Source organism: Bradyrhizobium sp. T-1 (genome assembly GCF_053592855.1).
Map to the genome: position 1 here is coordinate 6,116,001 of NZ_CM132115.1, position 24,235 is coordinate 6,140,235.

The 24,235-nt window shown below is 64.8% G+C and carries 20 protein-coding genes; 12 read left to right on the top strand and 8 right to left on the bottom strand.

Going from position 1 to position 24,235, the window contains the following annotated elements:
* The first annotated feature begins 11 nt into the window (after positions 1-11).
* The 9 genes from ACWAT4_RS29340 to ACWAT4_RS29380 all read left to right on the top strand — a co-directional run bounded on the left by ACWAT4_RS29340 (position 12) and on the right by ACWAT4_RS29380 (position 8,686).
* Positions 12-2,198: a xanthine dehydrogenase family protein molybdopterin-binding subunit gene (locus ACWAT4_RS29340; protein WP_449728698.1), complete on the top strand. Its 2,187-nt coding sequence runs from the start codon at positions 12-14 to the stop codon at positions 2,196-2,198.
* 45 nt (positions 2,199-2,243) lie between these two features.
* Entirely contained in the window at positions 2,244-3,527 is a 1,284-nt protein-coding gene (locus ACWAT4_RS29345) for an FCSD flavin-binding domain-containing protein (protein ID WP_449728699.1), read from the top strand.
* Positions 3,520-3,969, top strand: a complete 450-nt coding sequence (gene soxX / locus ACWAT4_RS29350; protein ID WP_212424858.1) for a sulfur oxidation c-type cytochrome SoxX — start codon at positions 3,520-3,522, stop codon at positions 3,967-3,969. The genes ACWAT4_RS29345 and soxX overlap by 8 nt, the downstream gene beginning before the upstream one ends.
* Before the next feature lie 8 nt (positions 3,970-3,977).
* Entirely contained in the window at positions 3,978-4,436 is a 459-nt protein-coding gene (locus ACWAT4_RS29355; RefSeq protein WP_212424857.1) for a SoxY-related AACIE arm protein, read from the top strand.
* Complete coding sequence (gene soxZ, locus ACWAT4_RS29360; RefSeq protein ID WP_449728700.1) at positions 4,436-4,753, top strand: thiosulfate oxidation carrier complex protein SoxZ; 318 nt, start codon at positions 4,436-4,438, stop codon at positions 4,751-4,753. The genes ACWAT4_RS29355 and soxZ overlap by 1 nt, the downstream gene beginning before the upstream one ends.
* Positions 4,750-5,529, top strand: a complete 780-nt coding sequence (gene soxA / locus ACWAT4_RS29365; RefSeq protein WP_449728701.1) for a sulfur oxidation c-type cytochrome SoxA — start codon at positions 4,750-4,752, stop codon at positions 5,527-5,529. Before soxZ ends, soxA begins: the two co-directional genes overlap by 4 nt.
* 75 nt (positions 5,530-5,604) lie before the next feature.
* Positions 5,605-6,930, top strand: coding sequence for an ABC transporter substrate-binding protein (locus ACWAT4_RS29370; protein WP_212297832.1), 1,326 nt, complete (start codon positions 5,605-5,607; stop codon positions 6,928-6,930).
* Positions 6,927-7,865: a carbohydrate ABC transporter permease gene (locus ACWAT4_RS29375; protein WP_212297831.1), complete on the top strand. Its 939-nt coding sequence runs from the start codon at positions 6,927-6,929 to the stop codon at positions 7,863-7,865. Before ACWAT4_RS29370 ends, ACWAT4_RS29375 begins: the two co-directional genes overlap by 4 nt.
* Positions 7,862-8,686, top strand: a complete 825-nt coding sequence (locus tag ACWAT4_RS29380) for a carbohydrate ABC transporter permease (protein WP_212424854.1) — start codon at positions 7,862-7,864, stop codon at positions 8,684-8,686. Before ACWAT4_RS29375 ends, ACWAT4_RS29380 begins: the two co-directional genes overlap by 4 nt.
* A 27-nt stretch (positions 8,687-8,713) precedes the next feature.
* On the opposite strand, the gene ACWAT4_RS29385 is transcribed toward ACWAT4_RS29380, so the two are convergent.
* Together ACWAT4_RS29385 and ACWAT4_RS29390 are read right to left on the bottom strand one after the other, a co-directional pair.
* Entirely contained in the window at positions 8,714-9,268 is a 555-nt protein-coding gene (locus ACWAT4_RS29385) for a hypothetical protein (RefSeq protein WP_249154216.1), read from the bottom strand.
* 4 nt (positions 9,269-9,272) lie between these two features.
* The gene (locus ACWAT4_RS29390; protein WP_449728702.1) at positions 9,273-10,835 is read right to left on the bottom strand and encodes a hypothetical protein; all 1,563 of its coding nucleotides are present in this window, start codon (positions 10,833-10,835) and stop codon (positions 9,273-9,275) included.
* Positions 10,836-11,063: 228 nt separating this feature from the next.
* Here ACWAT4_RS29390 and ACWAT4_RS29395 point away from each other — a divergent pair, with 228 nt between their 5' ends.
* Positions 11,064-12,107 (top strand): helix-turn-helix domain-containing protein, encoded by a 1,044-nt coding sequence (locus ACWAT4_RS29395; RefSeq protein WP_249154214.1) that lies wholly within the window; start codon positions 11,064-11,066, stop codon positions 12,105-12,107.
* Positions 12,108-12,379: 272 nt separating this feature from the next.
* Here the strand turns inward: ACWAT4_RS29395 and ACWAT4_RS29400 are convergent, their stop codons facing one another.
* Together ACWAT4_RS29400 and ACWAT4_RS29405 are read right to left on the bottom strand one after the other, a co-directional pair.
* Positions 12,380-13,084, bottom strand: a complete 705-nt coding sequence (locus ACWAT4_RS29400; protein ID WP_212424853.1) for a cysteine hydrolase family protein — start codon at positions 13,082-13,084, stop codon at positions 12,380-12,382.
* Between the two features lie 333 nt (positions 13,085-13,417).
* Positions 13,418-14,371, bottom strand: a complete 954-nt coding sequence (locus tag ACWAT4_RS29405) for a hypothetical protein (protein ID WP_449728703.1) — start codon at positions 14,369-14,371, stop codon at positions 13,418-13,420.
* 162 nt (positions 14,372-14,533) lie between these two features.
* On the opposite strand from ACWAT4_RS29405, the gene ACWAT4_RS29410 reads away from it, so the two are divergent.
* The gene (locus tag ACWAT4_RS29410) at positions 14,534-18,010 is read left to right on the top strand and encodes an indolepyruvate ferredoxin oxidoreductase family protein (RefSeq protein ID WP_449728704.1); all 3,477 of its coding nucleotides are present in this window, start codon (positions 14,534-14,536) and stop codon (positions 18,008-18,010) included.
* 152 nt (positions 18,011-18,162) lie between these two features.
* Here ACWAT4_RS29410 and ACWAT4_RS29415 read toward each other — a convergent pair whose 3' ends face one another.
* The 4 genes from ACWAT4_RS29415 to ACWAT4_RS29430 form a co-directional block, all read right to left on the bottom strand.
* Positions 18,163-19,893 carry an FAD-dependent oxidoreductase gene (locus ACWAT4_RS29415; protein WP_449728705.1) on the bottom strand — a complete coding sequence of 577 codons (1,731 nt, stop codon included), beginning with the start codon at positions 19,891-19,893 and terminating at the stop codon, positions 18,163-18,165.
* A gap of 58 nt (positions 19,894-19,951) precedes the next feature.
* Entirely contained in the window at positions 19,952-20,971 is a 1,020-nt protein-coding gene (locus ACWAT4_RS29420; protein ID WP_212297825.1) for a S1C family serine protease, read from the bottom strand.
* 90 nt (positions 20,972-21,061) lie between these two features.
* On the bottom strand, positions 21,062-21,511 hold the full coding sequence (locus ACWAT4_RS29425; protein WP_212424849.1) for a hypothetical protein: 450 nt from the start codon (positions 21,509-21,511) through the stop codon (positions 21,062-21,064).
* A 7-nt stretch (positions 21,512-21,518) separates the two neighbouring features.
* On the bottom strand, positions 21,519-23,117 hold the full coding sequence (locus tag ACWAT4_RS29430; RefSeq protein ID WP_212297823.1) for a GMC family oxidoreductase: 1,599 nt from the start codon (positions 23,115-23,117) through the stop codon (positions 21,519-21,521).
* Positions 23,118-23,316: 199 nt separating this feature from the next.
* On the opposite strand from ACWAT4_RS29430, the gene ACWAT4_RS29435 reads away from it, so the two are divergent.
* Positions 23,317-24,105, top strand: a complete 789-nt coding sequence (locus tag ACWAT4_RS29435) for a thermonuclease family protein (RefSeq protein WP_212297822.1) — start codon at positions 23,317-23,319, stop codon at positions 24,103-24,105.
* Positions 24,106-24,235: the final 130 nt, after the last annotated feature.

Sequence of the window (24,235 nt, forward strand, 5' to 3'; positions counted from 1 at the left end):
GGAGCCGGCATATGAACAAGCACGTTTCCGCCAAGTTGAACCGCCGCGCCTTCGTGGTCGGCACCGCCGCCGTCGGCACGGGCCTCGCCATCGGCCTCGACCTCCCCTTCGGCGGCCCCGCGGTGGTCCGCGCAGCCGACGGCTCGCCCGAGGTCAACGCTTGGGTCGTGGTCAGGCCGGACGACACCGTGGTGATCCGCATCGCCCGCTCCGAGATGGGTCAGGGTTCGCTCACCGGCCTCGCCCAGCTCGTTGCCGAGGAGCTCGAATGCGACTGGTCGAAGGTCACGACCGAGTACCCGACACCCGGCCAGAGTGTCGCCCGCAAACGCGTCTGGGGCGATTTCTCGACCGGCGGCAGCCGCGGCATCCGCTCCTCGCAGGACTATGTTCGTAAGGGCGGTGCCACCGCACGCGTGATGCTGATCCAGGCCGCCGCCGACGAGTGGAAGGTGCCGGCCTCCGAATGCACCGTCGAAAAAGGCGTCATCACTCACAAAGCATCGGGCAAGACCACGACCTATGGCAAGGTCGCCGAAACCGCTGCGAAGCTGACGCCGCCGGCGGACGTCAAGCTCAAGGATCCCAAGGACTGGACCATCGCAGGCAAAGGCCTGCTGCGGCTCGACACCACCGACAAGACCACCGGCACGATGGTCTACGGCATCGACATCAAGCTGCCGGGCATGCTGAACGCCGCGATCAAGGATTGCCCCGTGTTCGGCGGCAAGGTGAAGAGCTTCGACGAAGCCAAGGTCGCCGGCATGAAAGGCGTCCAGAAGATCGTCAAGGTCGGCGATTCCGCGGTCGCGGTCGTTGCCGACACATGGTGGCACGCCAAGACCGCGCTGGAAGCGCTGCCGATCGTCTGGGACGAAGGCGACAACGCAAAGGTCTCGAGCGAGACGATTGCGAAATGGCTGGCCGAGGGCCTTGACGACGCGCAGCCGGCCTATGTCGGCAACAAGAACGGTGACGTGAAGACAGCGATGGCCGGCGCCGCGAAGAAGATCGAGGCCGTCTACAACTATCCCTATCAGAACCACGCCACGATGGAGCCGATGAACGCCACCGCGCTCTATACGGCGGACAAATGCGAGGTCTGGTGCGGCACACAGAACGGCGAAGCGGCTTTCGCGGCCGTGCTTGAGGCATCCGGCCTGCCGGCGGAGAAGTGCGACGTGCACAAGGTGATGCTCGGCGGCGGCTTCGGCCGGCGCGGCATGACGGATTATGTCCGCCAGGCCGTCGCGATCGCGAAGCAGATGCCGGGCACGCCAATCAAATTGTTATGGTCGCGCGAAGAGGACATGACGCATGGCCGGTATCACCCGGTCACCCAATGCAAGATGACCGGCGCGTTCGACGCCGACAACAATCTGGTCGCGCTGCACTACCGCCTGTCCGGGCAATCCATCCTGTTCTCGGTGCGCCCCGAGGCATTGCAGAACGGCATGGATCCGGCGGCCTTCCAGGGCGTCGCCCAATCCGGCGAGGCCGCGTTCGGCTACGCGGTGCCGAACCTGCTGATCGAGCATTCCATGCGCAACCCGCACGTTCCGCCCGGCTTCTGGCGCGGCGTGAACGTCAATCACAACGCGATCTACATGGAATGCTTCATGGACGAGCTCGCCCATGAAGCGGGCCAGGACCCGCTCGCCTTCCGCCGCAAGCTGATGGGCAATCACCCCAAGCATCTGGCCGTGCTTAATGCCGTGGCCGAAAAGATCGGCTGGGACAAGCCGGCGCCGCAAGGCGTCTATCGCGGCATTGCGCAGGTCATGGGCTACGGCAGCTATGTCGCCGGCGCCGCCGAAATCTCGGTGACCGACGGCAGCAAGATCAAGGTGCACCGGATCGTCGCCTCCACCGATCCCGGCTACGTCGTCAATCCGGCGCAGGTGGAACGGCAGATCGCGGGCTCCTTCGTCTATGGCCTCTCGGCACTGTTTTACGGCGGCTGCACCGTCAAGGACGGCCGCATCGAGCAAACCAACTTCGACACCTTCAACTCGATGCGCATCAACGAGATGCCGAAGGTGGAGGCGGTGATGGTGCCGAGCGGCGGCTTCTGGGGCGGTGTCGGCGAGCCGACCATCGGCGTTGCGGCGCCTGCGGTGCTCAATGCCTATTTCGCAGCGACGGGCAAACGCATCCGCTCGGTGCCGCTGCGCGACCAGAACATCACCTTCGCCTAACAAACGCCGCGGCGGTCATCACGGCCGCCGCGGCATTTCGCCTGGATGATCCTGATGACCACGCGACCGGTGACACGGCGAACTGCCGTGCTCGGTATCACCGCCGCAGCCGCAACATTGGGGCGGCCACACGTCGTGCGCGCGCAATCGACGGGCCGCATCGTCGTGGTCGGCGGCGGCTTTGGCGGAGCAGCCTGCGCCCGCGCTCTCAAGCGCGCGCAAGCCGACCTGCAGGTCATCCTGATCGAGCCCAATGCGGTCTTCACCTCCTGCCCCTTCAGCAACGAGGTGATCGCGGGCCTGCGCGAGATCGAAGCGCAGCAATTTGGCCATGACAAGCTCGCCGCCGAGGGCATCACCGTGATCAGCCAGGCCGTGACCACGATTGCGCCGGAGCAGCGCAGCGTCCTGACGGCCGATGGCGTCGCGCTGCCCTTTGACCGTATCGTCCTCTCGCCCGGCATCGATTTCCATTTCGACGCCTTGCCCGGCTATGACGAGACCACATCGGAAAAGATGCCGCACGCCTGGAAGGCGGGCGCGCAGACGCTGCTGCTGCGCAGGCAGTTGGAGGCGATGGACGATGGTGGCACGGTCGCCATCGCGATCCCCGCCAATCCCTCTCGTTGTCCGCCGGCGCCCTACGAGCGCGCCAGCCTGATCGCGCATTATTTGAAGACCAGGAAACCGCGCTCGAAAGTCCTGATCCTCGATGCCAAGGACAATTTCTCGCAGCAGCGGCTGTTCGAGAAGGCGTGGAAGGAGCTCTACGGCGACATGATCGAACGCATCGGCTTGTCACAAGGCGGCCGCGTGACATCCGTGGATCCGTCGACCAAGACCATCGTCACCGAATTCGGCACCTACACGCCTGACGTCGCCAACGTCATCCCGCCGCAGCGCGCCGGCCACATTGCCGAAGTGGCGGGCGCCGTGGATGCCACCGGCTGGTGCCCGATCAATCCTGTGACTTTCGAGTCAAAGCTGGTCGAAAACGTCCACGTCATCGGCGACGCCTGCCTCGGCGGCGGCATCCCGAAATCAGCGTCGGCCGCGAGCGCGCAAGGCAAGGCTTGCGCAGCGGCCATCGTCAGCCTGCTCGCCGGTCGCGCGCCGGAGGCGCCGCGGCTCACCGGTGTCTGCTATAACACCGTCGCGCCTGGTTACGGCTTCTCGCTTGCCGGCAACTACCAGCCGAAAGGCGACATCTTCGCGGAGGTAGAAGGCGGCGCAACGAGCCCGGTCGATGCGCCGCGCGAACTGCGTGCCCGCGAGGCGGCTGATGCCGAGCACTGGTTTCAAACGATCACGGCGGACACCTTTGGCTAGATCGATAGCCTTCATCGCAGTGCTGGTTGCCAGCCTTGCGTTCGTCTCAGACGCGTGCGCCGAGGGACTCGTGCCCTATGAAATCACCGGTAATGGCATCGCGCATTCGCTGACAGGGGCCCCCGGCGACGCCGCGCGCGGACGCGTGCTGGTGCTGGCGCGCGCAACGACCTGCATCCTCTGCCATTCCGGCCCCTTCCCGGAAACGCGGTTCCAGGGCGACCTTGCGCCTGATCTCACCGGCGCGGGGAACCGCTGGACGGTGAGCCAGTTGCGGCTTCGGCTGGTTGACGCCTCGCGCTTCAATCCGGACACCATCATGCCGTCCTATTATCGTGCGGACGGCCTCGTCCGCGTCGGACGTAATTTCGTCGGCAAACCGGTGCTCTCGGCCGCAGAGATCGAGGACATCGTGGCCTATCTTGCAACACTTCGGGACTAGGAATGGTCATGCCAGCGACGCGACGTCAATTTTTAAGCCTGGTCGGCAGTGTCACGGTCATTCCGATCGTGGCGCTGCCGCCGGTCGACGCAACGCCGACGATGCTCAACACCGCGATCCGCAACGTCGTCGGCGAAGCGGCAGTTCGCATCGGCAAGGTCAAGCTCGAGATTCCGCCGCTGGTCGAGAACGGCAACACGGTGCCGATGACGGTGAGCGTCGCAAGCCCGATGACGGCGGACGACTACGTCAAGAGCATCCACATCTTCAACGAGAAGAACCCGCAGCCGAACATCGGCAATTTCTACCTGAACCCTTCCTCCGGTCGTGCTCAGGTTTCGACCCGGATCCGCCTTGCCGACACCCAGAAGGTGGTTGCGATCGCCCGCCTCTCCGACGACAGCTTCTGGCAGGTTGCCGCCGACGTGGTCGTGACGCTGGCCGCCTGCACCGAGGAGGTGAACTGATGGCCGCCCTCGTCAACGTTCCCACCAGAGCCAAACGCGGCGACATCATCGAGATCCGCACGCTGACCCCGCACATCATGGAAACCGGCTTTCGCCACACCATGGACGGCGCGCCGGTGCCGCGCGACATCATCACGAGCTTCACCTGCCGCCACAACGGCGCCGAGATCTTCCGCGCCGACCTGTTTCCGGCCATCGCCGCCAATCCGTATTTGTCGTTCTTCACAGTCGCCAAAGAGAGCGGCAAGTTCGAGTTTGAATGGATTGGCGACAACGGCTATTCGTCCATCGCCTCGGCATCGATCATTGTCGAATGATCTTTTGGCGCGCGATAGCGGCGGCAACGCTGTTTGCCGCAACCCCTGCCCTGCTCGCCGGTGAAATCCCGTCCGATGCACGCCGCTCCGGCTATTCCTTCATGGGCCCTGACACGCGCGCCATGCAGGATGACGACACGTCCAATCCGGGTATGCTGTTCGTGCTCGACGGCGAAGCGCTGTGGACAAGGAAGGCCGGAAGCGCGGACAAGGCCTGCGCGGACTGCCACGGCGATGCGCGGGACAGCATGAAAGGCGTCGCGGCGCGCTATCCCGCCTTCGACAGGGCGCTGGCCCGCCCCGTCACGCTTGACCAGCGCATCAACCTCTGCCGTACCAATCATCAGCAGGCGACGCCCCTGCCCTACGAGAGCCGCGACATCCTGGCGCTGTCCGCCTTCGTCGCCCACCAGTCCCGCGGCGTCGCGATCGCCGCAAGCGACGATCCGCAAGCAAAGCCCTTCATCGACCAGGGCCGCACCCTTTTCACGCAGCGCGAAGGTCAGCTCAACCTGGCCTGCACCAATTGCCACGACGACAACTTTGACAGGCGCCTCGCGGGCTCGCCGATCACGCAGGCGCAGCCGACCGGCTATCCGCTTTACCGGCTGGAATGGCAGACGCTGGGATCGCTGGAGCGGCGGCTGCGCAGTTGCATGACCGGTGTCCGCGCCCAGGCCTATGATTACGGCGCCCCCGAATTGGTCGCGCTCGAGCTCTATCTGATGTCGCGGGCCCGCGGAATGCCGATGGAAACGCCCGCGGTGCGACCGTAACGCCCAAATTAGGGCTAGGCAGGCGTGGAACGGTCGCTAGTATCCCCCCAAACCGAGTCACAGGGAGGGACTAAAGTGGCTAACCACAAAATCTCGCGCCGTACGCTTTTGACCGGCACTGCCGCGGCTGGCGCGCTCAGCCTGACGGGGTTGCCGGCGCGCGCCGAGGTCAACTGGAAGAAGTATGCCGGGACCAAGCTGGAGGTGATCCTCGCCAAGGGCCCGCGCGGCGACAACCTGCAAAAGTACATCAAGGAATTTACCGATCTCACCGGCATCCAGGTTGAATCCGAGCAGATCCCCGAGCAGCAGCAACGGCAGAAATGCGTGATCGAGCTGACCTCGGGGCGGCCGAGCTTCGACGTCGTTCACCTCAGCTATCACGTCCAGAAGCGTCAATTCGAGAAGGCCGGCTGGCTTGCCGACATGACGCCCTTCATGAAGGACCCGGCGCTGACCGCGCCTGATCTCGTCGAGAGCGATTTCTCGGCCGCCGGCCTGCAATACGCCAAGAACGATAAGGGCCAGATGCTGTCGCTGCCCTGGTCGGTCGACTATTTCATCCTCTACTACAACAAGGAGCTGTTCCAGAAGAAGGGCGTTGCGGTGCCCAAAACGCTGGACGAGATGGTCGCCGCCGCCGAAAAGCTCACCGATGCCAAGGACGGCACCTTCGGCTTCGTCGGACGCGGCCTGCGCAACGCCAACATGACCTTGTGGACCAACTTCTTCCTCGACTATGGCGGTGAATTCCTCGACGCCAAGGGCAACATCCTGACCGACGGCCCCGAAGCCGTTGCAGCGACCAAGCTCTACCAGACTCTGCTGACGAAGATGGCCCCGCCCGGCGTCGCCGGCTTCAACTGGATGGAGTCGATGGCTTCGTTCACGCAAGGCAAATCAGCGATGTGGATCGACGGCGTGGGCTGGGCGCCGCCGCTGGAGGATCCGGCGGCCTCGCGCGTCGTCGGCAAGGTCGGCTACACCGTCGTGCCCGCCGGGCCGAAGGGACAATACTCGGCCACCTACGGTGACGGCCTCGGCATTCCGGCCGCGAGCAAGAATAAGGAAGCGGCCTATCTGCTCTGTCAGTGGGCAGTCTCGAAGACGCAGGGCGCGCGGCTGTTGCAGGCCGGCGGCGGCGTGCCGTTCCGTAACTCGATCCTGAACGATGCTGAGGTCCAGAAGGGCGTGAAGATGCCCAAGGAGTGGCTGCAGTCGGTGATTGATTCCGCCAAGATCAGCAAGCTCGGCCTGCCGGTGATCATCCCGGTCGCCGAATTCCGCGATCTCGTCGGCGCCGCCGTCACCGCGACCCTGGCCGGCTCTGATCCCGCGGCGGAGCTGAAGAAGGCCCACGACCAGTTCCGACCGATCCTGGAGCGTAGCGAAAAGACGTGAGTGCGTTGACACAATCGACTCCGCGCGCGGCACAGTCTGATGCCGCGCCGGAGAAGGAACTGCGGCCGCCGTCCTATTGGCCGTTCGTGGTGCCGGCGCTGGTCGTCGTGCTCGCGATCATCATTTTCCCATGGGTGTTCACGATCTGGATGAGCCTGAACGAATGGAAGGTCGGCTCGCCGACTACCTTCGTCGGATTCTCCAATTATTTGCGGTTGACCGGCGATCCCCGCTTCATCGAGGCGATCGGACATACGCTGGTCTACACCGTGCTGTCTGTGGTGCTGCCGCTGGTGTTTGGCACATTCGCCGCCGTGGTGTTTCACCAGAAATTCGCCGGTCGCGGTTTTCTGCGCGGCATCTTCATCATGCCGATGATGGCGACGCCGGTCGCGATCGCACTGGTCTGGACCATGATGTTCCACCCGCAGCTTGGCGTGTTGAACTACCTGTTGTCGCTGGTCGGGATTCCCGCGCAGCTCTGGGTGTTTCATCCGGCAACGGTCATTCCGTCGCTGGTGCTGGTCGAGACCTGGCAATGGACGCCGCTCGTCATGCTGATCGTGCTCGGCGGCCTCGCCGCGATCCCGACCGAGCCCTATGAGAGCGCACAGATCGACGGCGCCAGCCTCTGGCAGGTGTTTCGCTTCATCACCCTGCCGCTGATCATGCCGTTCCTGTTCATCGCCGGCATGATCCGCATGATCGACGCGGTAAAGAGCTTTGACGTTATCTTTGCGATCACCCAGGGCGGACCGGGATCGGCGTCGGAGACCATTAACCTCTACCTCTACAGCGTCGCCTTCGTTTATTACGATCTCGGCTACGGCTCGGCGATCGCGGTCGTGTTCTTCCTGCTGATTGTCCTGCTCGCAGCGGTGATGCTCTACGCCCGCCAGCGCATGCTGTGGACCGAGATTGCGAGGGGCGCATGACCCCGAAGCAAATCGTCGGCAAGATCAGCCTGTGGTTCGCGGTGCTCGTCATCGTGTCGCCCGCAATCCTGTTCTTTCTCTGGATGCTCTCGCTCTCGCTCAAGTTCGAGGTCGACAATGCTGCCTACCCACCGGTCTTCATCCCCGAGCATTTCGCCTGGAAGAACTATGTGGACGTGCTCGCCTCCAACCGCTTCGTCACCTATTTCTTCAACAGCCTGATCGTCACCGGCGGCGCGACGACGCTTGCGTTGATCGTCGGCGTCCCTGCCGGCTACGGCATCGCACGCATGGCCGCACACAAATCGGCGATCGTGATCCTGATCGCCCGCATCACGCCCGGCCTGTCCTATTTGATCCCGCTGTTCCTGCTGTTCCAGTGGCTGGGCTTGCTCGGCACGCTAGTGCCGCAGATCATCATCCATCTGGTTGTGACTGTGCCGATCGTGATCTGGATCATGATCGGCTATTTCGAGACGACGCCACTCGAGCTGGAGGAAGCCGCGCTGATCGACGGCGCCACACGCTGGCAGGTGTTCAGGCATGTCGCGCTGCCGATCGCCAAGCCCGGCATTGCGGTCGCCTTCATTCTCGCGGTGATCTTCTCCTGGAACAATTTTGTGTTCGGCATCGTACTGGCGGGACGCGAGACGCGCACCCTGCCTGTCGCCGTCTACAACATGATTTCGTTCGATCAGTTGAGCTGGGGCCCGCTGGCCGCCGCCGCGCTGATCGTCACCCTCCCGGTGCTGCTGCTCACGGTGTTCGCCCAGCGGCAGATCGTGGCCGGGCTCACTGCAGGTGCCGTCAAGGGCGGCTGATCGCCTGTCCTCATAGCATTTCGAAGACTATCGCTTCGCAGCCTCTGCCTGCGGAGCGACAGGTTGAGCCGCAGCAACAGGGGTAGCCACCGAAAGTCCGTAAAGCCGCCAGCTGCCGCCGACATTTCGGAACAGCAGATCGAAATCGATCTGCAAAGGCCTGGTCGGGATGTTGCCGCTGAGCCGCAGCATTCCGCCGGGATCGATCGCCGGAGGCGTCGACAATCGCGGCGCAAGAAGCGCGGCGCCAAACAGATCGAACTTGCGCGCCCGCAGATCGGCGAACACAAGTGCGAGGTCGGCCGCACTGTTCCTGGCCTGGAATTCGGGTGCGGCAAGGTCTCGCAACACCGAATAATTGCCTGAGCGATTGGCGTCATTCAGCGTCAGGAGCGCGGAGCGGATCAGATAGAGCGCCTGCTCGACAGAGATCTGGGGCCCCTGCCTCGTCGCGGTTGCGGCCGGTTGAACTGCCCAGCGATCGGCGAAGCCGGAGGGCGATGGTTGCGTCTCCGCTTCCGCGGGTACGCAAGCCGCGACGAGGAACAGGCACACCGCAAATCGTGGGGATAACGCAATCATGTCCTCACCACCCCATGCGCAGGCCAACACGCCCCCCGGCGACTTTCTCGTCCGGCCCGTAGCTGATGCCGCCGTTGAACTGCATATTGCGGTTGAGGCGTAGTGCCGCATTGAACGCAAGACCATTGGCTCGCTCGAAGGTCCCGTAGTTCATCGCGATGGCAAAACTCTCGTTCGGCAGCAGCGTCGGCACACCCGCCATGGCAAAAGCCATCGCGACGCCACTGGTCGCCTTGCTGGTGCGGCTATTGAGATCGTCGAGACGGCGATTCATAGCGGCCAGCTGACCGTTGATGGCGCTGAGATCGCCCACCGAGGCGATGCCGAGTGCGCCGAGGGAGGTGGTTGCAAGATTGCCGGCGCCGTCGGACGTCACGAGTTGCGTTGCGCCGCTTTGCGCGGCCTTGCTTGCGGAGGAGGTGATGCCGATCATGGTGTAGGTGTTGCCTGCCGTGCCGAAGGTCTGCTGGTTGGCGCGCGTCACGGTGGCACCATTGCCGAAGGCGGCCGAGTTGGCGAAACCGGCACTGGTATTGTTGCCGACAGCGACGGCGTTGGTGCCAGTAACCGACACGGTGTTGCCGATTGCGATGGCGCCCGAGCCGGTCACTGTCGCAGCGTTCGACATCACCAGGGCATTGGGTGCGTTGACGGCATTGCCGGAGCCGAACACGGAGGACCCGGCGGCGCTTGCCGTGGCGGCCACGGCGTTGTTGGAGCCGACCGCATTGACGTTGTCGCCCCAGCCGGTCTGGTTGGTGCCGTTGATCTTGTTGTTGTCGCCCAGCACGAAGCTGCCATTTCCGTTCAGGGTATTGGGATCACCGATGGCGAAGCTTCCATTGCCTCGAACGATCTGGCCGGTGCCGAACGCGCCGCTGTTGTTTCCGGTGACGCTGTTGCTCGCGCCGACGGCCGTGCTGTTGGCGCCGGTCACCACGCTGTTGGAGCCGACGGCCGTCCCATTCGTGCTGCCTGCGTTGGCAACCGCCGAGGCACCGACCGCCAGCGAGCTGTCGCCGGCCGCATAGCTGCTCGTGCCGTAGGCCGAGCTCGACATGCCGGTCGCGGTGCTCCAGCCGCCGGATGCGGTCGCGTAGTCGGCGGAGGCACGGGAGCTCGTCCCCGTCGCCGTGGACATCCAGCCGGCGGCACTGCTGTTGGCACCAACGGCCACGGCGAAATCGCCGCTCGCGTTGCTCACGTAACCATAGGCGGAGCTCTCATAGCCATTCGCCACGCTCTGCGCCCCGGTGGCGGACGTGTACCGGCCGGCCGCGTTGGCGCCATAGCCCACCGCGACGGTCTGTTCGTTGGTGGCCTGGCTCAAGGCGCCGGCGGCAAGACTGAAGTTGCCGAACGCGTTGCTGGATGCGCCGTAGGCCGAGCTGGACGCGCCACCGGCCATGCTTCCGGTGCCGCATGCCGTACTTCCGGCGGTCCCCGCGCCTGCGCCGCCGGTGCTATTGCTGGCGTCGACGCAGACGAACTGCGCCCGCGCGGATGGATTGCCGAGCAAGGCGCCAAGCACGAAAGCCGCCACTGCACACATCGTTGCCGGCCGCATTCGCCGCCTCGCCACCACCCTCCCCGTTCGTCCGGCCGTCTCGCTGGTCCGCCCCTCGGCCGGCCGCGCCGCAAGACTCATCCCCCGCGTTTTCATCGCTCACCTTCACGTCATCGCAAATTGCGTGGGCCCGGCACACACATGCATCTGGCCCGCGCGCGATAATATGAATATTCATGTCCGGAGACTGCGGTTCGACGACGCGGAAACTTGCCTGATCGTCCCAATTTGCAGACCAACTGCCGAAGGGAGCGGCTTGGCATGACCAAAATTCCGTACCTGCGCTTTGACAGCGCGGAATTGCCTGCCGCCGAGCGCCTTGACCGCTACCGCGCGATTCTCACGCACTATGAAGTGTCGCTCCCCGACGGCACCGGCCGGGATGGGTTCGAGGTCCATGCCGAGGCGTGGCTGCTCGGTGGCCTGGTTGCAGCATCAACTCGGATGGGGCCGGTGCGCTTCACCCGCTCTGCCGCGCTGGCAAAAGCCGATGGCCGCAACTCATTCGCGCTGCTGCTGCTCCGTCGCGGCGCCTGGCGCGGCGAGGTCGACGGCGAACCGATCTCGGCCGGCCCTGGCCAGGTGCTGGTGCTCGATCTCACCCGGCCCTTCGACGGCATCGCGACGGCGACCGACACCATCAGCCTGGACGTGGAGCGCGATCCCATCGTCAGCGCTGCGCCCGATGGCCTCGACCTGCACGGGCTGGTGCTTGACGGTGCCGCCGGCCGGGTGCTCGCCGATCAGATGACGCTGTTGCGGAGAAGACTTCCGGCGATGGACGAAACCGGCGCGCCCGAGGCGGTCCAGACGACACTCGGCCTGCTGCGCGGGTGTTTTGGTGTGGCTGCGCGGCCGCGCGGGCAAGGCCTTGCCCGGCGCGACATCGGCATCCTTCATCGTGCCAGTCGTTTCATCGATCAGAACCTGGGTCACAGCGACCTATCGGTGGCGACCATCTGCCGCGAGATCGGTGTGTCGCGCTCGGTGCTCTATCGCGTATTCGCACCGCTCGCGGGCATCGCGGATTACATCCGCGGGCGCCGGCTCGAGGCGATCCATGTGCTGCTTGATGACGCGAGCGAGGATCGCTGGAATGCGGAGATCGCCGCTGAATTCGGCTTCGTGAGCCAGGCGCATTTCAGCCGAAGCTTCCGGCAACACTTCGGCTACTCGCCACGCGTAGCGCGCGATACTCGTCTGCACGATCTTGCAGCCGCGGTCGAAGCCGGCCCTGAGTTGTTCCGTGAATGGATCGGCCGGCTCGGCTGACCCGTCGGCGCGGCGTGCATCTCCGGATGTGCGGCATAGTGCTCGCCGGCGCCGAGCTTGCTCGCCGCGAACAGGCCGGCCGCAGTCACGGCGTAGGCAAATGCCACTGCGGGAGTGTAACGCCAAAGCCGACACCGACGAAGGTGACGATGAACATGTGCGGCACGCTGGACCTTGGTGCCGAAGCCGAAGAACGCGCTCCGGTCGCCCATGTTGAAAGGCCGCCTTGAACCCCGACTTGCCAACCGTCCCCGTCAATGCGCCTTGCGATACTACTCCCCTGCGGCCGAGCCTCTCATTGCCTCCAGGACGGCAACTGAATCCGCGACCCAGCCGAAGATGCCGCCCTGGGCCTTGATCATTTTCAGGCCCATCTCATGAAACTCGGGGAAGTAAGACGCGCAGCCGTCCGAGATGACGATGCAGCGATAGCCGCGATCATTGGCCTCGCGCACGGTGGTGTTGACGCATACCTCTGTGGTGACGCCGCACACGAGCAGGTTCTCGATGCCGTATCTTTCCAGCACCTCGCTAAGCTCGGTGGCATAGAACGCGCCCTTGCCGGGCTTGTCGATCACAACCTCGCTGTCGAGCGGATAGAGCTCGGGGATGATATCGTGACCGGCCTCACCACGGATGAGAATGCGCCCCATCGGGCCGGGATCGCCGATGCGCAGGGACGGCGCGCCGCGCTCGACTTTCGCCGGCGGCGCGTCGGAGAGATCGGGCAGATGGCCCTCGCGGGTGTGGATCACCAACATGCCGGTGTCACGCGCCGCCTCTAGCACCGCGCCGATCGGTTTCACCGCGCGCGCAAGCTGGCTGACATCATTGCCGAGCGTCTCACCGAAGCCGCCGGGCTCCATGAAGTCGCGTTGCATGTCGATGATGACGAGCGCGGTCGACGACAAGTCGAGCTTGATCGGCTCGGGCTCGGCTCTGATGACACCCAGTCTCGACTTGCTTGAGTTCAACATGACGCCCCTCGCGAGAACTCTCTTTGCCATCAGCTCTGCAAGCGCCGTGCCATTGTGTACAATTGCGGCGGCGCACCAGCTGCGACGGAAACCGCTGCGTACTCAGAACGTTACGCCAGCGATCGACATCTGCATATTCCCTTCGCGACGGCTTTGCGACGTGCATTTGCTTAAAGGATGAGCGGCGCCCGCTGTCATTCCGGGGCGCGACGAAGTCGCGAGCCCGGAATCCATCGGGCCGCAATATATGAGGTGAAATGGATTCTCTGATGCGCAATTGCGCATCATAGCTCGACGCTTCGCGTCGCCCCGGAATGACGACGGAGCGTGGCGCTAAGGCCCCGCCCCATACAACCGCCGATGCTCCTCTTCATACGGCGCGTAAGAGTCCTTCAACGTCGCCATGTTGAGCAGCATGGTCGCAACCATCGCGCCAGCCTTGTCGAACACGCGCGTCCTGACCCAGGCGCTCTCGGTGCGGCGGCTGCCGGACAGCGCGACCACCTCGCGCTCGCCCTCGTATTCCTCGTCGACGAACAGCGGGCCCTTCACCAGTCGGATCTCCTGGTCAGCGAACAGACCGACGGCCGGCCCTTTCGCCGGCAGCGGATCGTCCTTGGCGCGGTATTGAAACAGCACGCTCAGCATCTCCATCGGGATGATGGCTCTTCCCCACGGATTGTCGGCGCCGGAATAGTAGGGCGAGTTCTCGGTGATGACCGTAAGCTTCTGCCGCAGCGAGAACGGATAGAGGTCGCCCATGTTCTGGTCGAACGCCATCCGCACCGTCTGTCGCTTGCTCGTCTGTGCCACCTTCAGATCGCGCAGGATCACGGGATCGGCGAGCGGCTTGAGCTCGGTCAGGCGGGTCTCCAGCGCCGTTGCAGCGTGAGGATCGCCGACGGAGGCCGTGCCGCGCAGCACCTCGGTGCCGTCGCGCTTCACCATCTGGATCTGGCACTGGCTCGTTCCGGGCAAAGGCTTCGACAGGATCGCCTGCACCTCCTCGCCTTCGAAACAGGCGTTGCGATAATGCGCGGAGAGGCAGCCGCTCTCGAACCACGCCTGTCCCCACAGACGCGCACCCAGCGGCGCGAACTGGCTGAAATGCGTCGGTCCCTCGATGGTCCCGCCCTTGAAGCCGAGCTTCTGCGCGGTGGCATCATCGTGGATGGAGGCGTGCGCGTCGTAAACCTGCGCATGCAGCATCTGGCGCGGCTGGCGCCACGGCCCGATCAGGGCTTCGGCCGTCTCGGTGATCTCAGTCTTGAACGCACTTGCAGTCATTGGCTCCTCCACAGGCAGCCATGACTAGCAGGCCCGCCACGGATGCGGCCAGCGATATTGACTTCGATGCTCCATGCTTTTGACTGCCAATATCCGCTTCGCAAGTCGCCCTCTTTCCGCGGCGCAAAATTCCCACCGGGCACGACGACAAGGACTCCTGAAATGACGCTGATGCAGGTCGAGCTGGATGACAAATACCGGCTCGAATCGAAGCGGATCTTCCTGTCCGGCACCCAGGCCCTGGTCCGTTTGCCCATGTTGCAGCGCGAACGTGACCGACTCCAAGGCCTCAACACCGGCGGCTTCATCTCGGGTTATCGCGGTTCCCCACTCGGCATGTACGACCATGCGCTGTGGCGCGCGAAGTCGCACCTTCAGCAACACGACATCGCTTTCGTCCCCGGCCTGAACGAGGACTTAGCTGCGACCGCAGTTTGGGGCAGCCAGCAGGTCGGCTTGTTTCCCGGCGCCAAGGTCGATGGCGTGTTCGGCATCTGGTACGGCAAGGGCCCCGGCGTCGACCGCTCGGTCGACGCGCTCAAGCACGCCAACGCGGCCGGCACCTCGCTCAATGGCGGCGTGCTCGCGCTCGCCGGCGACGACCATGGTTGCCAGTCCTCGACGCTGGCGCATCAGAGCGAGCAGGTTTTCGCCGCGGCGCTGATCCCGGTGATCAATCCGGCGACGCTTCAGGATTATCTCGATCTCGGCCTCTACGGTTTTGCACTGTCGCGCTTCTCCGGCTGCTGGGTCGGCTTCAAGGCAATCAGCGAGACCGTCGAGAGCTCAGCTTCGATTGACAGCGATCCTGAACGCATCAAGATCGTGCTCCCGGATGATTTCGAGATGCCGCCCGGCGGCCTCAACATCCGCTGGCCCGATCCGCCGCTGGAGGCAGAGCGGCGCCTGTTCGGTCCGAAGATGGCCGCAGTGCAGGCCTTCGCCCGCGCCAACCAGTTCGACCGCATCGTGCTCGATTCCAAGCCCGCGCGGCTCGGCATCGTCGCGACCGGCAAGGCCTATCTCGATCTACGCCAGGCGCTCGCCGACCTCGGCATTACCGACAAGGACGCGCAGGATCTCGGCCTTCGCATCTACAAGGTCGCGCTGACCTGGCCGCTGGAGGAAAGCGGCGCCAAGCGCTTCGCCGAAGGTCTTCAAGACGTCCTCGTCGTCGAGGAAAAGCGGGGCTTCATTGAAGACCAGCTGATGCGCATCCTCTACAACATCGATGCGTCCCGGCGACCGACCGTCACCGGCAAGCGCGACGAGCGCGGCGCACTGCTGCTGCCGAGCGAGGGCGAGCTGACACCGACCATCGTCGCGGGCGCGCTGGTGGCGCGGCTGCGTAAGCTCGGCCATCACAGCCCGGTGCTGGAGCAACGCCTCGCCCGGCTCGAGGCCTTTGACAATCCCGCCACGACAAGCACGCAGATCACCCTCGCGCGCACGCCGTTCTTCTGCTCGGGCTGCCCGCACAATTCCTCGACCCGCGTGCCGGAAGGCAGCCGCGCCATGGCCGGCATCGGTTGCCACGGCATGGCCCTGAGCATGCCGACGCGCCGCACTGATCTGATCTCGCATATGGGCGCCGAAGGCGTGAACTGGATCGGCCAGTCGCCCTTCACCACCGAGAAGCACATTTTCCAGAATCTCGGCGACGGCACCTACACCCATTCCGGGCTTCTCGCCCTTCGTGCGGCATCTGCCGCCGGCATCAACATCACGTACAAGATCCTCTACAACGACGCCGTCGCGATGACCGGCGGCCAGCCGGCCGAAGGCGCCTTCAACGTCGCGCAGATCGCGCACCAGGTCTGGGCCGAGGGCGTGAAGCGGCTCGCGATCGTTTCAGACGATCCCACGAAATACCCTGAGGGCAACTACTTCCCGCAAGGCGCGACCATCCATCACCGCCGCGAGCTCGATGCCGTGCAGCGCGAGCTGCGCGACATCAAGGGCCTCACGGTCGTGATCTACGATCAGACCTGCGCTGCCGAAAAGCGACGCCGCCGCAAGCGCGGGCTCTATCCCGATCCCGCCAAGCGCGCCTTCATCAACGAGCTCGTCTGCGAAGGCTGCGGCGACTGCTCGCAGGCCTCCAACTGCGTCTCGGTGCAACCGCTGGAGACCGAGTTCGGCCGCAAGCGCCAGATCGACCAGTCGAACTGCAACAAGGACTTTTCCTGCGTCGAGGGCTTTTGCCCGAGTTTTGTCACCGTGCATGGCGGCTCGCTTAAGCGTATGAAGACCTCGGCAGTGGACTCTGGCCAGTTGTTCGCCGATCTGCCGCTACCGCCGACGCGTGAGCTCGACGGCCCCTACAACATCCTCGTCACCGGCATCGGTGGCACCGGCGTCATCACCATCGGCGCCCTGCTCGGCATGGCCGCCCATGTCGACGGCCGCGGCTGCTCGGCGCTCGACTTCACCGGCCTGTCCCAGAAGAACGGCGCGGTGATGAGCCATGTTCGTATCGCGCAGCGGCCGGAAGACATTTCGGCAGTCCGCATCACCACCGGCGGAGCCGATGTCATCCTCGGCTGTGACATGATCGTCTCGGCTGGCCCGACTGCGCTGAGCCGGGCCGAGCGCGGCGTGACCAAGGCCTATATCAACGCCGACCTTCAGCCGACCGCCAGCTTCGTGCAAAACCCCGACATCGATTTCGAAATGGGCACGATGCAGACCGTGCTGCGCGACGCCGTCGGCGACAAGAACCTGGACATCATCGACGCCACCGGCATCGCCGCGGCACTGATGGGCGACAGCATCGCGACCAACCCCTTCATGCTCGGTTTCGCCTTCCAAAAGGGCGCGATCCCGCTGTCGCTGGAGGCCCTGCTCCGTGCCATCGAGATCAATGGCGCCGCGGTCGAGATGAACAAGCTCGCCTTTACCTGGGGCCGCCTCGCGGCCCACGACATGTCGCGCGTGCGCAGCGTGCTGCAGTTCAAGAGCCGGACGTCGGCGCCGACCAAGTCGCTCGACGATGTCATCGCGACGCGTGCAGAGTTCCTGACCGGCTATCAGGACAAGGCCTATGCCGATCGTTATCTCGCGGCTGTTGCCAAGGTGCGGAAGGCCGAGAATCTCGCCTCCCCCGCGTCCGCCGAGCTGACCGAGGCCGTCGCGAAGAACCTGTTCAAGCTGATGTCCTACAAGGACGAATACGAGGTCGCCCGGCTCTACACCGACGGCAGCTTTGCCAAGAAGGTGTCCGAAAAGTTCGACGGCGATTTTACGCTGAAGTACCACTTGGCACCGCCGATCTTCGCGAAGCGCGACAAGACCACCGGACATCTCCAGAAGCAGGAGTTCGGCGGCTGGATGGTCCATGCCTTCCGCGTGCTGGCCAAGCTGAAATTCCTGCGCGGCGGCGCGTTCGATCCGTTCGGCCGCACCGAGGAGCGCCGGACCGAGCGCAAGCTGGTCGCGGATTATCTCGGCATGATCGAGCAGCGGACAGTCGGACTGAAGGCGGAGCAAATTCCTCTGCTGGTAAGACTCGCAAGGGTGCCGGAAACGATCCGCGGCTTCGGCCACGTCAAGGAAGCCAACGTCAAGCTGGCGACCGCTGAGAAGGCGCGACTGGAAGCGGAGCTGGAGAACAGCCGCTTTGCAGCGGCGGCGGAGTAGGGCAAGCGGCCACCACACTTTCAGTGTCATCGCCCGGCTTGACCGGGCGATCCAGTATTCCAGGGACGCTCGTTGGAGAACTCGCTCTCGCCACAACCGCCGCGGTGTACTGGATTCCCCGCCTTCGCGGGACATTACAGTGATGGGGATGGCTAGACTGAAGTCGTGGCGGCCGCGGACGTCGCCGCCGTCGCAGCCCCCTCCGCCAGATGCCTTCCCGCGATGTACCCGAACGTCAGCGCCGGGCCGAGCGTGATTCCGGGCCCCGGATAATTCCCGTTCATGATCGAGCCCATGTCGTTGCCGCAGGCATAGAGGCCCACGATCGGCGAGCCGTCCTCACGCAGCACGCGCGCCTGGGCATCGACTTTCATGCCGATCGCGGTGCCGAGATCGGCCGGATAGATCCGCATCGCAAAGAACGGCGCGCGGACGATCGGCGCGACGCATGGGTTGGGCTTGTGGCCGATATCGCCGAGGTGCCGCTGATAGATGGTGCTTCCCCGACCGAATTCAGGATCGCGGCCGTCCTTCGCATCGGAATTGTAGCTCGCGATCGTCGCCATGAGCGCGGACGGCTTGATGCCGATCTTCGTCGCGAGCTGCGCCATATCGGGCGCCTCGATCAATTCGCCGCTGGCCACATAGCGTCGCACGTTGCGCGCAAACGGCTTGATGCGGCCGAGGCCGTAGCTCCACAGGAACTGACGGTCACACACCAGATAGAACGGCCGATCCGGCTCGCCACTTCCATCGCGCAGCATGGCAAGCACAAACTCATGGTACGACAGCGCCTCATTGACGAAACGCCGGCCCGCTGCATTCACGGCGATCACGCCGGGCTTGGCGCGGTCGGTCACCGTATGCGGGAAGACGCCGCGGCTGCCGTCGGCGCGGCGGAACAACGAGGCCGGCACCCAATAGGCCGGGCTCGTTGCGTCAGCGTTGAGCGCGGCGCCGCTAGCGGTCGCAAGGCGAAGCCCATCGCCCATGCCTGCTGTGTTGGTGGCCGAGACGAAGCCGGCCGCCGCGGGGAAGAAGCGCTTGCGCAAACTCGCATCGTGCGAGAAGCCACCGGTCGCCAGCACCACCCCGCGTCGCGCCGCAATCGAACGGTCGCGTGAGCCATGGCGAATGACCACGCCGCTGATGCGATCGCCCTGCATCGACAGATCATCGACGTCGGCGCTGAACAGGATCTCGACTTGCCGCGCCAGCAGGGAGGCGTACAGTTGCGCGGCCAGCGCATTGCCGAGATGGAGCGTCGTACCGCGCGGACTGCGCAACCGCTGCAGCGCATACTCCGAGACCAGCCGCACCGCCCGCAGGGTCGAGCGCAACGACTTCCCGATCCGGCGCAGATGCGGGATGTCGAGGCGATTGACCATCATCCCGCCGAACAGCGTGAACTCCGGCAGCGGCGCCCGCAATCGCGCGAAAGCTCCGCCCAGCCGCGAGCCGTCGAACGCCACCGGCTCCAGCACGCGTCCGCCTGATGTTGCGCCCAATCGTTCCGGGTAATAGTCCGGATAGGCTTTCACCGGCTGCAGACGCACGTCCGTGTTGGCTTCGAGATAGGCGACCGCCTCTGGCCCACGCGCAAGGAAAGCCGCGCGCAAGCCCGCGTTGGCGGGCTCCGGCACCGTGCTCGACAGATATTGGACGGCATCCGTGATGCTGTCAGAGAGCCCCGCCTCCTTCATCTTGGGATTGGCGGGGATCCAGACCATGCCGCCGGACCACGCCGTGGTGCCGCCGACGAACGCGGTCTTTTCGATCACCAGCACGCGCAGGCCTTCGGCGGCGGCGACCGCCGCGGCCGTCATGCCACCGGCACCCGCGCCGATGACAACGACGTCGTAGGTCTCATGCGCCGGCATCATGCGGCTGGGTTCCAGAGGCGAGGCATGACACCGTCATACCCCGCCCGCGGGCGGGCAGCTAGCGGGCCGGCTTGCGCTCGATCGGGTCGATGTCGATCGCCCGCAGACGACCGAGCCGCAGCACGTCCATGGCCAGCCGCCGGCCAATCCGGTCGCGGTCGAGCACACGGATCAGGTCGTCGACGCCGTTGATCTCGACGCCGTCCAGCCTGATCACGACGTCACCGGGCAACAGGCCCGCCTTCGCCGCGGGGCCGTCCTGCTCGATCTGCATCAGCAGCGCGCCCATCTTGTTCTCGACGCCGGCCAATACCGCATGCCGCCGCGGGACCGGCGCGGTCTGCCCGGCAACGCCGATAAAGGCGCGGCGGACGTAGCCGTGGCGGATGATCTCCGACAGCACAAATTGCGCGGTATTGCTGGCGACCGCAAAGCAGATGCCCTGCGCGCCATTGATGATGGCGGTGTTGATGCCGATCACCTCGGCATTCGACGACACCAGCGGCCCGCCGGAATTGCCGGGGTTGAGCGCAGCATCGGTCTGGATCACGTCCTCGATGGTGCGGCCGCTCACCGAGCGGATCGAACGCCCCAGCGCCGAGACGACACCGGCAGTGACAGTCGATTCAAAGCCGAGCGGATTGCCGATTGCGATCACGAGCTGGCCGCGCCGCAAGCTCTTCGAGTTGCCGAGCGCGGCATAGGGCAGATCGCGCACGCCGTTGGCGCGCAGCAGTGCAAGATCGGTATCGGGATCGACGCCGAGCACGCGGGCATCACCGACATGTCCTTCCACGTCCCGCAGCCGGATCTCCTTGGCGGAGCCGACCACGTGACTGTTGGTGAGCACGAGCCCGTCCGGCGAAATTACGATTCCGGAGCCGAGACCGCCGCGCTCGCGGCCGCTCGGCACCTTTGGCCCGGTTTCGACGCGCACGACCGCGGGGCCGACGCGGTCGGTCACATCGATCACGGCATTGGAATAGGCGTCAAGCAGGGCCCGATCATCGACCGGGTCAGACGCGGTCGTCCGCGATGACGGCACGTCATCGACGATATCTGAAGTGAAATCCAGCATGGCGAAAGTCCTTGAGGCTCACACAGATGGTAGCCTTTTCCCTGCCACGCAAGGGACCGCCCGGGGCGCGGGGCTGGACTGCCCAAGTGGCTAGGGGGCGCGCCGCAGCGTGCCGGATCTGGCCTTGACGGGGTCGAGCAGCGACCAATCGCCATCCGGGAGTACATGGCCCTTGGGGAATGGCGCGCGCAGCTCGAGCCCGAGCGAAGTCAGGACGCGGTCGTCGCGGTAGTAACATTGCAAGACGACGCGAACGAGCGTCGCCGCGGCTGCGCCACCATACTTGCGAAATTCCTGCGCCACCGCATCGCGCTTCGTAGCGTCGAGCTCCGCCAGCGGCTGACCTGCCAGCCGCGCCAGAACATCCAGCGCCGCCGTCACCAGTTTGGTGTCGCGGCCGAGCGTCGTCAGCATGTCGGCCTGGATCGCGGGATCGTCGGCGCCGGGCACCTTGTACTCGTCGCTGGCCGGCACGATCATCCCGGCGATGGTGCGGAGGTCGTCGCGCTGGGTGCGCGTGAGTTGAAGACTTTCGGACATGACGGCCTCAGTCGAACAAGTTGGCGAGGCGCTGCTTCATCTGGTCGGCGATGTAGAGCGCAAGAGCCTGGATGGTGGAGGTCGGGTTTACGCCGCCCGAGGTGACGAAGATGCTGCCGTCGACGATGAAGAGGTTTTTGACATCGTGCGTGCGGCCCCATTCGTTGACGACGGATTTTTTGGGATCGGTGCCCATCCGCGCCGTGCCGAGCAGATGCCAGCCGCCCCACGGGATCGGCGAATTGATGCAGATGTCGGTGGCCCCCGCCATCTCCAGGACCTCTCGGCCGCGGGCGAGCGCATGGTCCATCATCTTCCGGCTGTTCTCGGAGATCGTGTAGTCGATCTTCGGTGCGGGAATGCCGTGGCTGTCCTTCAGCACGGGATCGAGCGTGACCTGGTTGTGCTCCTCCGGCAGATCCTCGCAGATCGCCGAGAACCCGAGCCGATGACCGTTGAGCTTGCGGAAGACACGGTGATGATCCGCGCCCCAGGGCAAAATGCCCTTCTGCTCGCTGACGACGGCCTCGAACACGGGACCTGCGCCGCGCACGAATTGAACGCCATAGCCGCGCGTGAAGCCGCGCGACAGATCAGTGTCGTACCACTCCTTGCTCCACAGGCAAGTCGGCGGCGCGCGGTTGCTGTCGGTCGGCTCCTTCACGTAACCGTAGATCTGCGCGTAGGGATGGAACATCAGGTTCTTGCCGACGAGGCCGGATGAATTGGCGAGGCCGTTCGGAAAGCGATCGGATTTCGAGTTGAGCAGCAGTCGCGGTGTGCCGACGCCGTTGCAGGCGATGATGACGACATGCGCCGGCTGGAACTGCTCGACGCCATCCTTGTCGAAATAGACCACTCCCGTGGCCATGCCGTTCTCGTCGGCGGTGATCTCTCGCACCCGGCAATGCGTGCGCAGCTCGACGCCGGCGCGAACCGCATGCGGCCAATAGGTGATGTCGGTCGAGGACTTTGCGCCTTGCGCACACGCCGGGGTGCAATGGCCGAGATTGATGCAGCGGGCACGGCCCTCATAGTCCATCGTCGCGACCGTCGTGTCCGACGGCCACCAGTGCCAGCCGAGCTTGTTCATGGCCTTGCCGATAATGGCGCCGGACAGGCCGAGCGGCTGCTGCGGCATCGGCGGATGGGTCAGCGGCGACAGCGGATCGCCCGACAGACCGGACGTGCCCATCATCCGGTCGTTTTCCTCGTAGAACGGCGTCAGCGCGTCGTAGTCGATCGGCCAGTCGTCGGCGACGCCGTCGAGCGTCTTCACCTTGAAATCGGACGGATGCAGCCGCGGCCAGTGCGCGGTGTACATCACCGTCGAGCCGCCGACCGCATTATAGTTGACGACCTTGATCGGTGAATTGTCGTCGTTGATCGGATAGTCCTCGGGCCGGCCGCGAACGTTCGGGCTCGACGACCACTCGCCGTAAAACTTGGCCTCCCAGTCCCGGCCCGTGCTGGGATATTCCGCCGGGTTCATCCAGCCGCCCTGCTCCAGGCAGAGGATGTGCATCTTGGTCTCGGCCAGCGACCATGCCACCGCAGCGCCCGAAGCGCCGGCGCCGATGATCAGGACGTCCACGGGGTCTTTCATCGAAACGCCTTCCTCCCGCCCTCGCCGCTTCCCGGGCGATTCGGCCATCACGGCTCACAAGGCCGCAAACGATAGGGGCAGACCGGCCGGCGAGTAAAGGCTGGTGGGCGAATGTCGCACTTCGCGCAGCGCAGACCATTGGTATCGCCTCGCCCGGATGCTAGGAACGGGGAGCAAGAGCCATCGATAGCGAGAAGTTATGTCCTTCGAGAATTCATTTGCCGCCGCCCGCGCCTTCGCGTTTGTTTTATTTCTCGCTCTGTCCGGATTTCTGGGGACTTCCAGCCCTGCCACCGCGCTAACTGCCGCCGCGACGGTCCGGGACGCCAATTCAATCCAGCTCGGCGACGTCACCTACCGGCTCGACGGCGTCGACGCGCCCGAGCTGGACCAGGTCTGCATCGACGACCATGCCGATCCCTGGACCTGCGGCATCGAGGCCCGCGACCAGCTCACGAAGCTGATCGGCGGAAAGCCCGTGCGCTGCGACGATGTCGGTCCAGAGAAGAACTTCGGCAAACGCCATCGCGCGATCTGCACGGTCGAGGGCGATAAGGTCTCGTTGAACGAGCAGTTGCTCAAGGCGGGCTTTGCGATCGCGCGCGAGCCGATCAAGGCCAACGTCAAGCCGGCAGCCGCCGACGCCAAGACAGCCTCGGCCGGCATCTGGAAGGGGTGCTTTGTTGCACCGCAAGAGTTCCGGACGGGCAAGAAAGACGGCTCCCTGCTCGGCGCCGCCTGCCGCGCCGACCGCGACAAGGAGATTCGTGCGGTGCTGTTTCCGGAGGAGCTGACGGCGCCGCCGGACTGCGCCATCAAGGGCAAGCTCGCGGTGCGCGCGCGCGTCACCGGCAATATCGGCATCTATCATCTGCGGGGCTGCCCGAGCTACGCCGCGACCACCAAGCCGGACCGCTGGTTCTGCTCGGAGGACGACGCGCAGGCCTCGGGCTTCCGCAAGGCCTATAACTGCCGCCGGCCAAAGTGAACAATTTGGTTCACGCACCCGTGAGTAGTAGTCCGAGACCGTATTGATCCGGAATTGAACTCAAAGGGGAGTTGCGGCACGTATATGTGTACGCAAGCGCTTCGCGCGAGCGTTTCCTTGGTGGCAATCC

Bases quoted from the DNA above. Each gene is read 5' to 3' on its own strand.
- ACWAT4_RS29390 (WP_449728702.1), bottom strand. From the start codon at position 10,835: ATGCGGCCGGCAACGATGTGTGCAGTGGCGGCTTTCGTGCTTGGCGCC.
- ACWAT4_RS29380 (WP_212424854.1), top strand. From the start codon at position 7,862: ATGACCCCGAAGCAAATCGTCGGCAAGATCAGCCTGTGGTTCGCGGTG.
- soxA (WP_449728701.1), top strand. From the start codon at position 4,750: ATGATCTTTTGGCGCGCGATAGCGGCGGCAACGCTGTTTGCCGCAACC.
- ACWAT4_RS29420 (WP_212297825.1), bottom strand. From the start codon at position 20,971: ATGCTGGATTTCACTTCAGATATCGTCGATGACGTGCCGTCATCGCGG.
- ACWAT4_RS29405 (WP_449728703.1), bottom strand. From the start codon at position 14,371: ATGACTGCAAGTGCGTTCAAGACTGAGATCACCGAGACGGCCGAAGCC.
- ACWAT4_RS29355 (WP_212424857.1), top strand. From the start codon at position 3,978: ATGCCAGCGACGCGACGTCAATTTTTAAGCCTGGTCGGCAGTGTCACG.
- soxZ (WP_449728700.1), top strand. From the start codon at position 4,436: ATGGCCGCCCTCGTCAACGTTCCCACCAGAGCCAAACGCGGCGACATC.
- ACWAT4_RS29400 (WP_212424853.1), bottom strand. From the start codon at position 13,084: ATGTTGAACTCAAGCAAGTCGAGACTGGGTGTCATCAGAGCCGAGCCC.
- ACWAT4_RS29345 (WP_449728699.1), top strand. From the start codon at position 2,244: ATGATCCTGATGACCACGCGACCGGTGACACGGCGAACTGCCGTGCTC.
- ACWAT4_RS29435 (WP_212297822.1), top strand. From the start codon at position 23,317: ATGTCCTTCGAGAATTCATTTGCCGCCGCCCGCGCCTTCGCGTTTGTT.
- ACWAT4_RS29410 (WP_449728704.1), top strand. From the start codon at position 14,534: ATGACGCTGATGCAGGTCGAGCTGGATGACAAATACCGGCTCGAATCG.
- ACWAT4_RS29415 (WP_449728705.1), bottom strand. From the start codon at position 19,893: ATGATGCCGGCGCATGAGACCTACGACGTCGTTGTCATCGGCGCGGGT.
- ACWAT4_RS29425 (WP_212424849.1), bottom strand. From the start codon at position 21,511: ATGTCCGAAAGTCTTCAACTCACGCGCACCCAGCGCGACGACCTCCGC.
- ACWAT4_RS29430 (WP_212297823.1), bottom strand. From the start codon at position 23,117: ATGAAAGACCCCGTGGACGTCCTGATCATCGGCGCCGGCGCTTCGGGC.
- ACWAT4_RS29340 (WP_449728698.1), top strand. From the start codon at position 12: ATGAACAAGCACGTTTCCGCCAAGTTGAACCGCCGCGCCTTCGTGGTC.
- ACWAT4_RS29385 (WP_249154216.1), bottom strand. From the start codon at position 9,268: ATGATTGCGTTATCCCCACGATTTGCGGTGTGCCTGTTCCTCGTCGCG.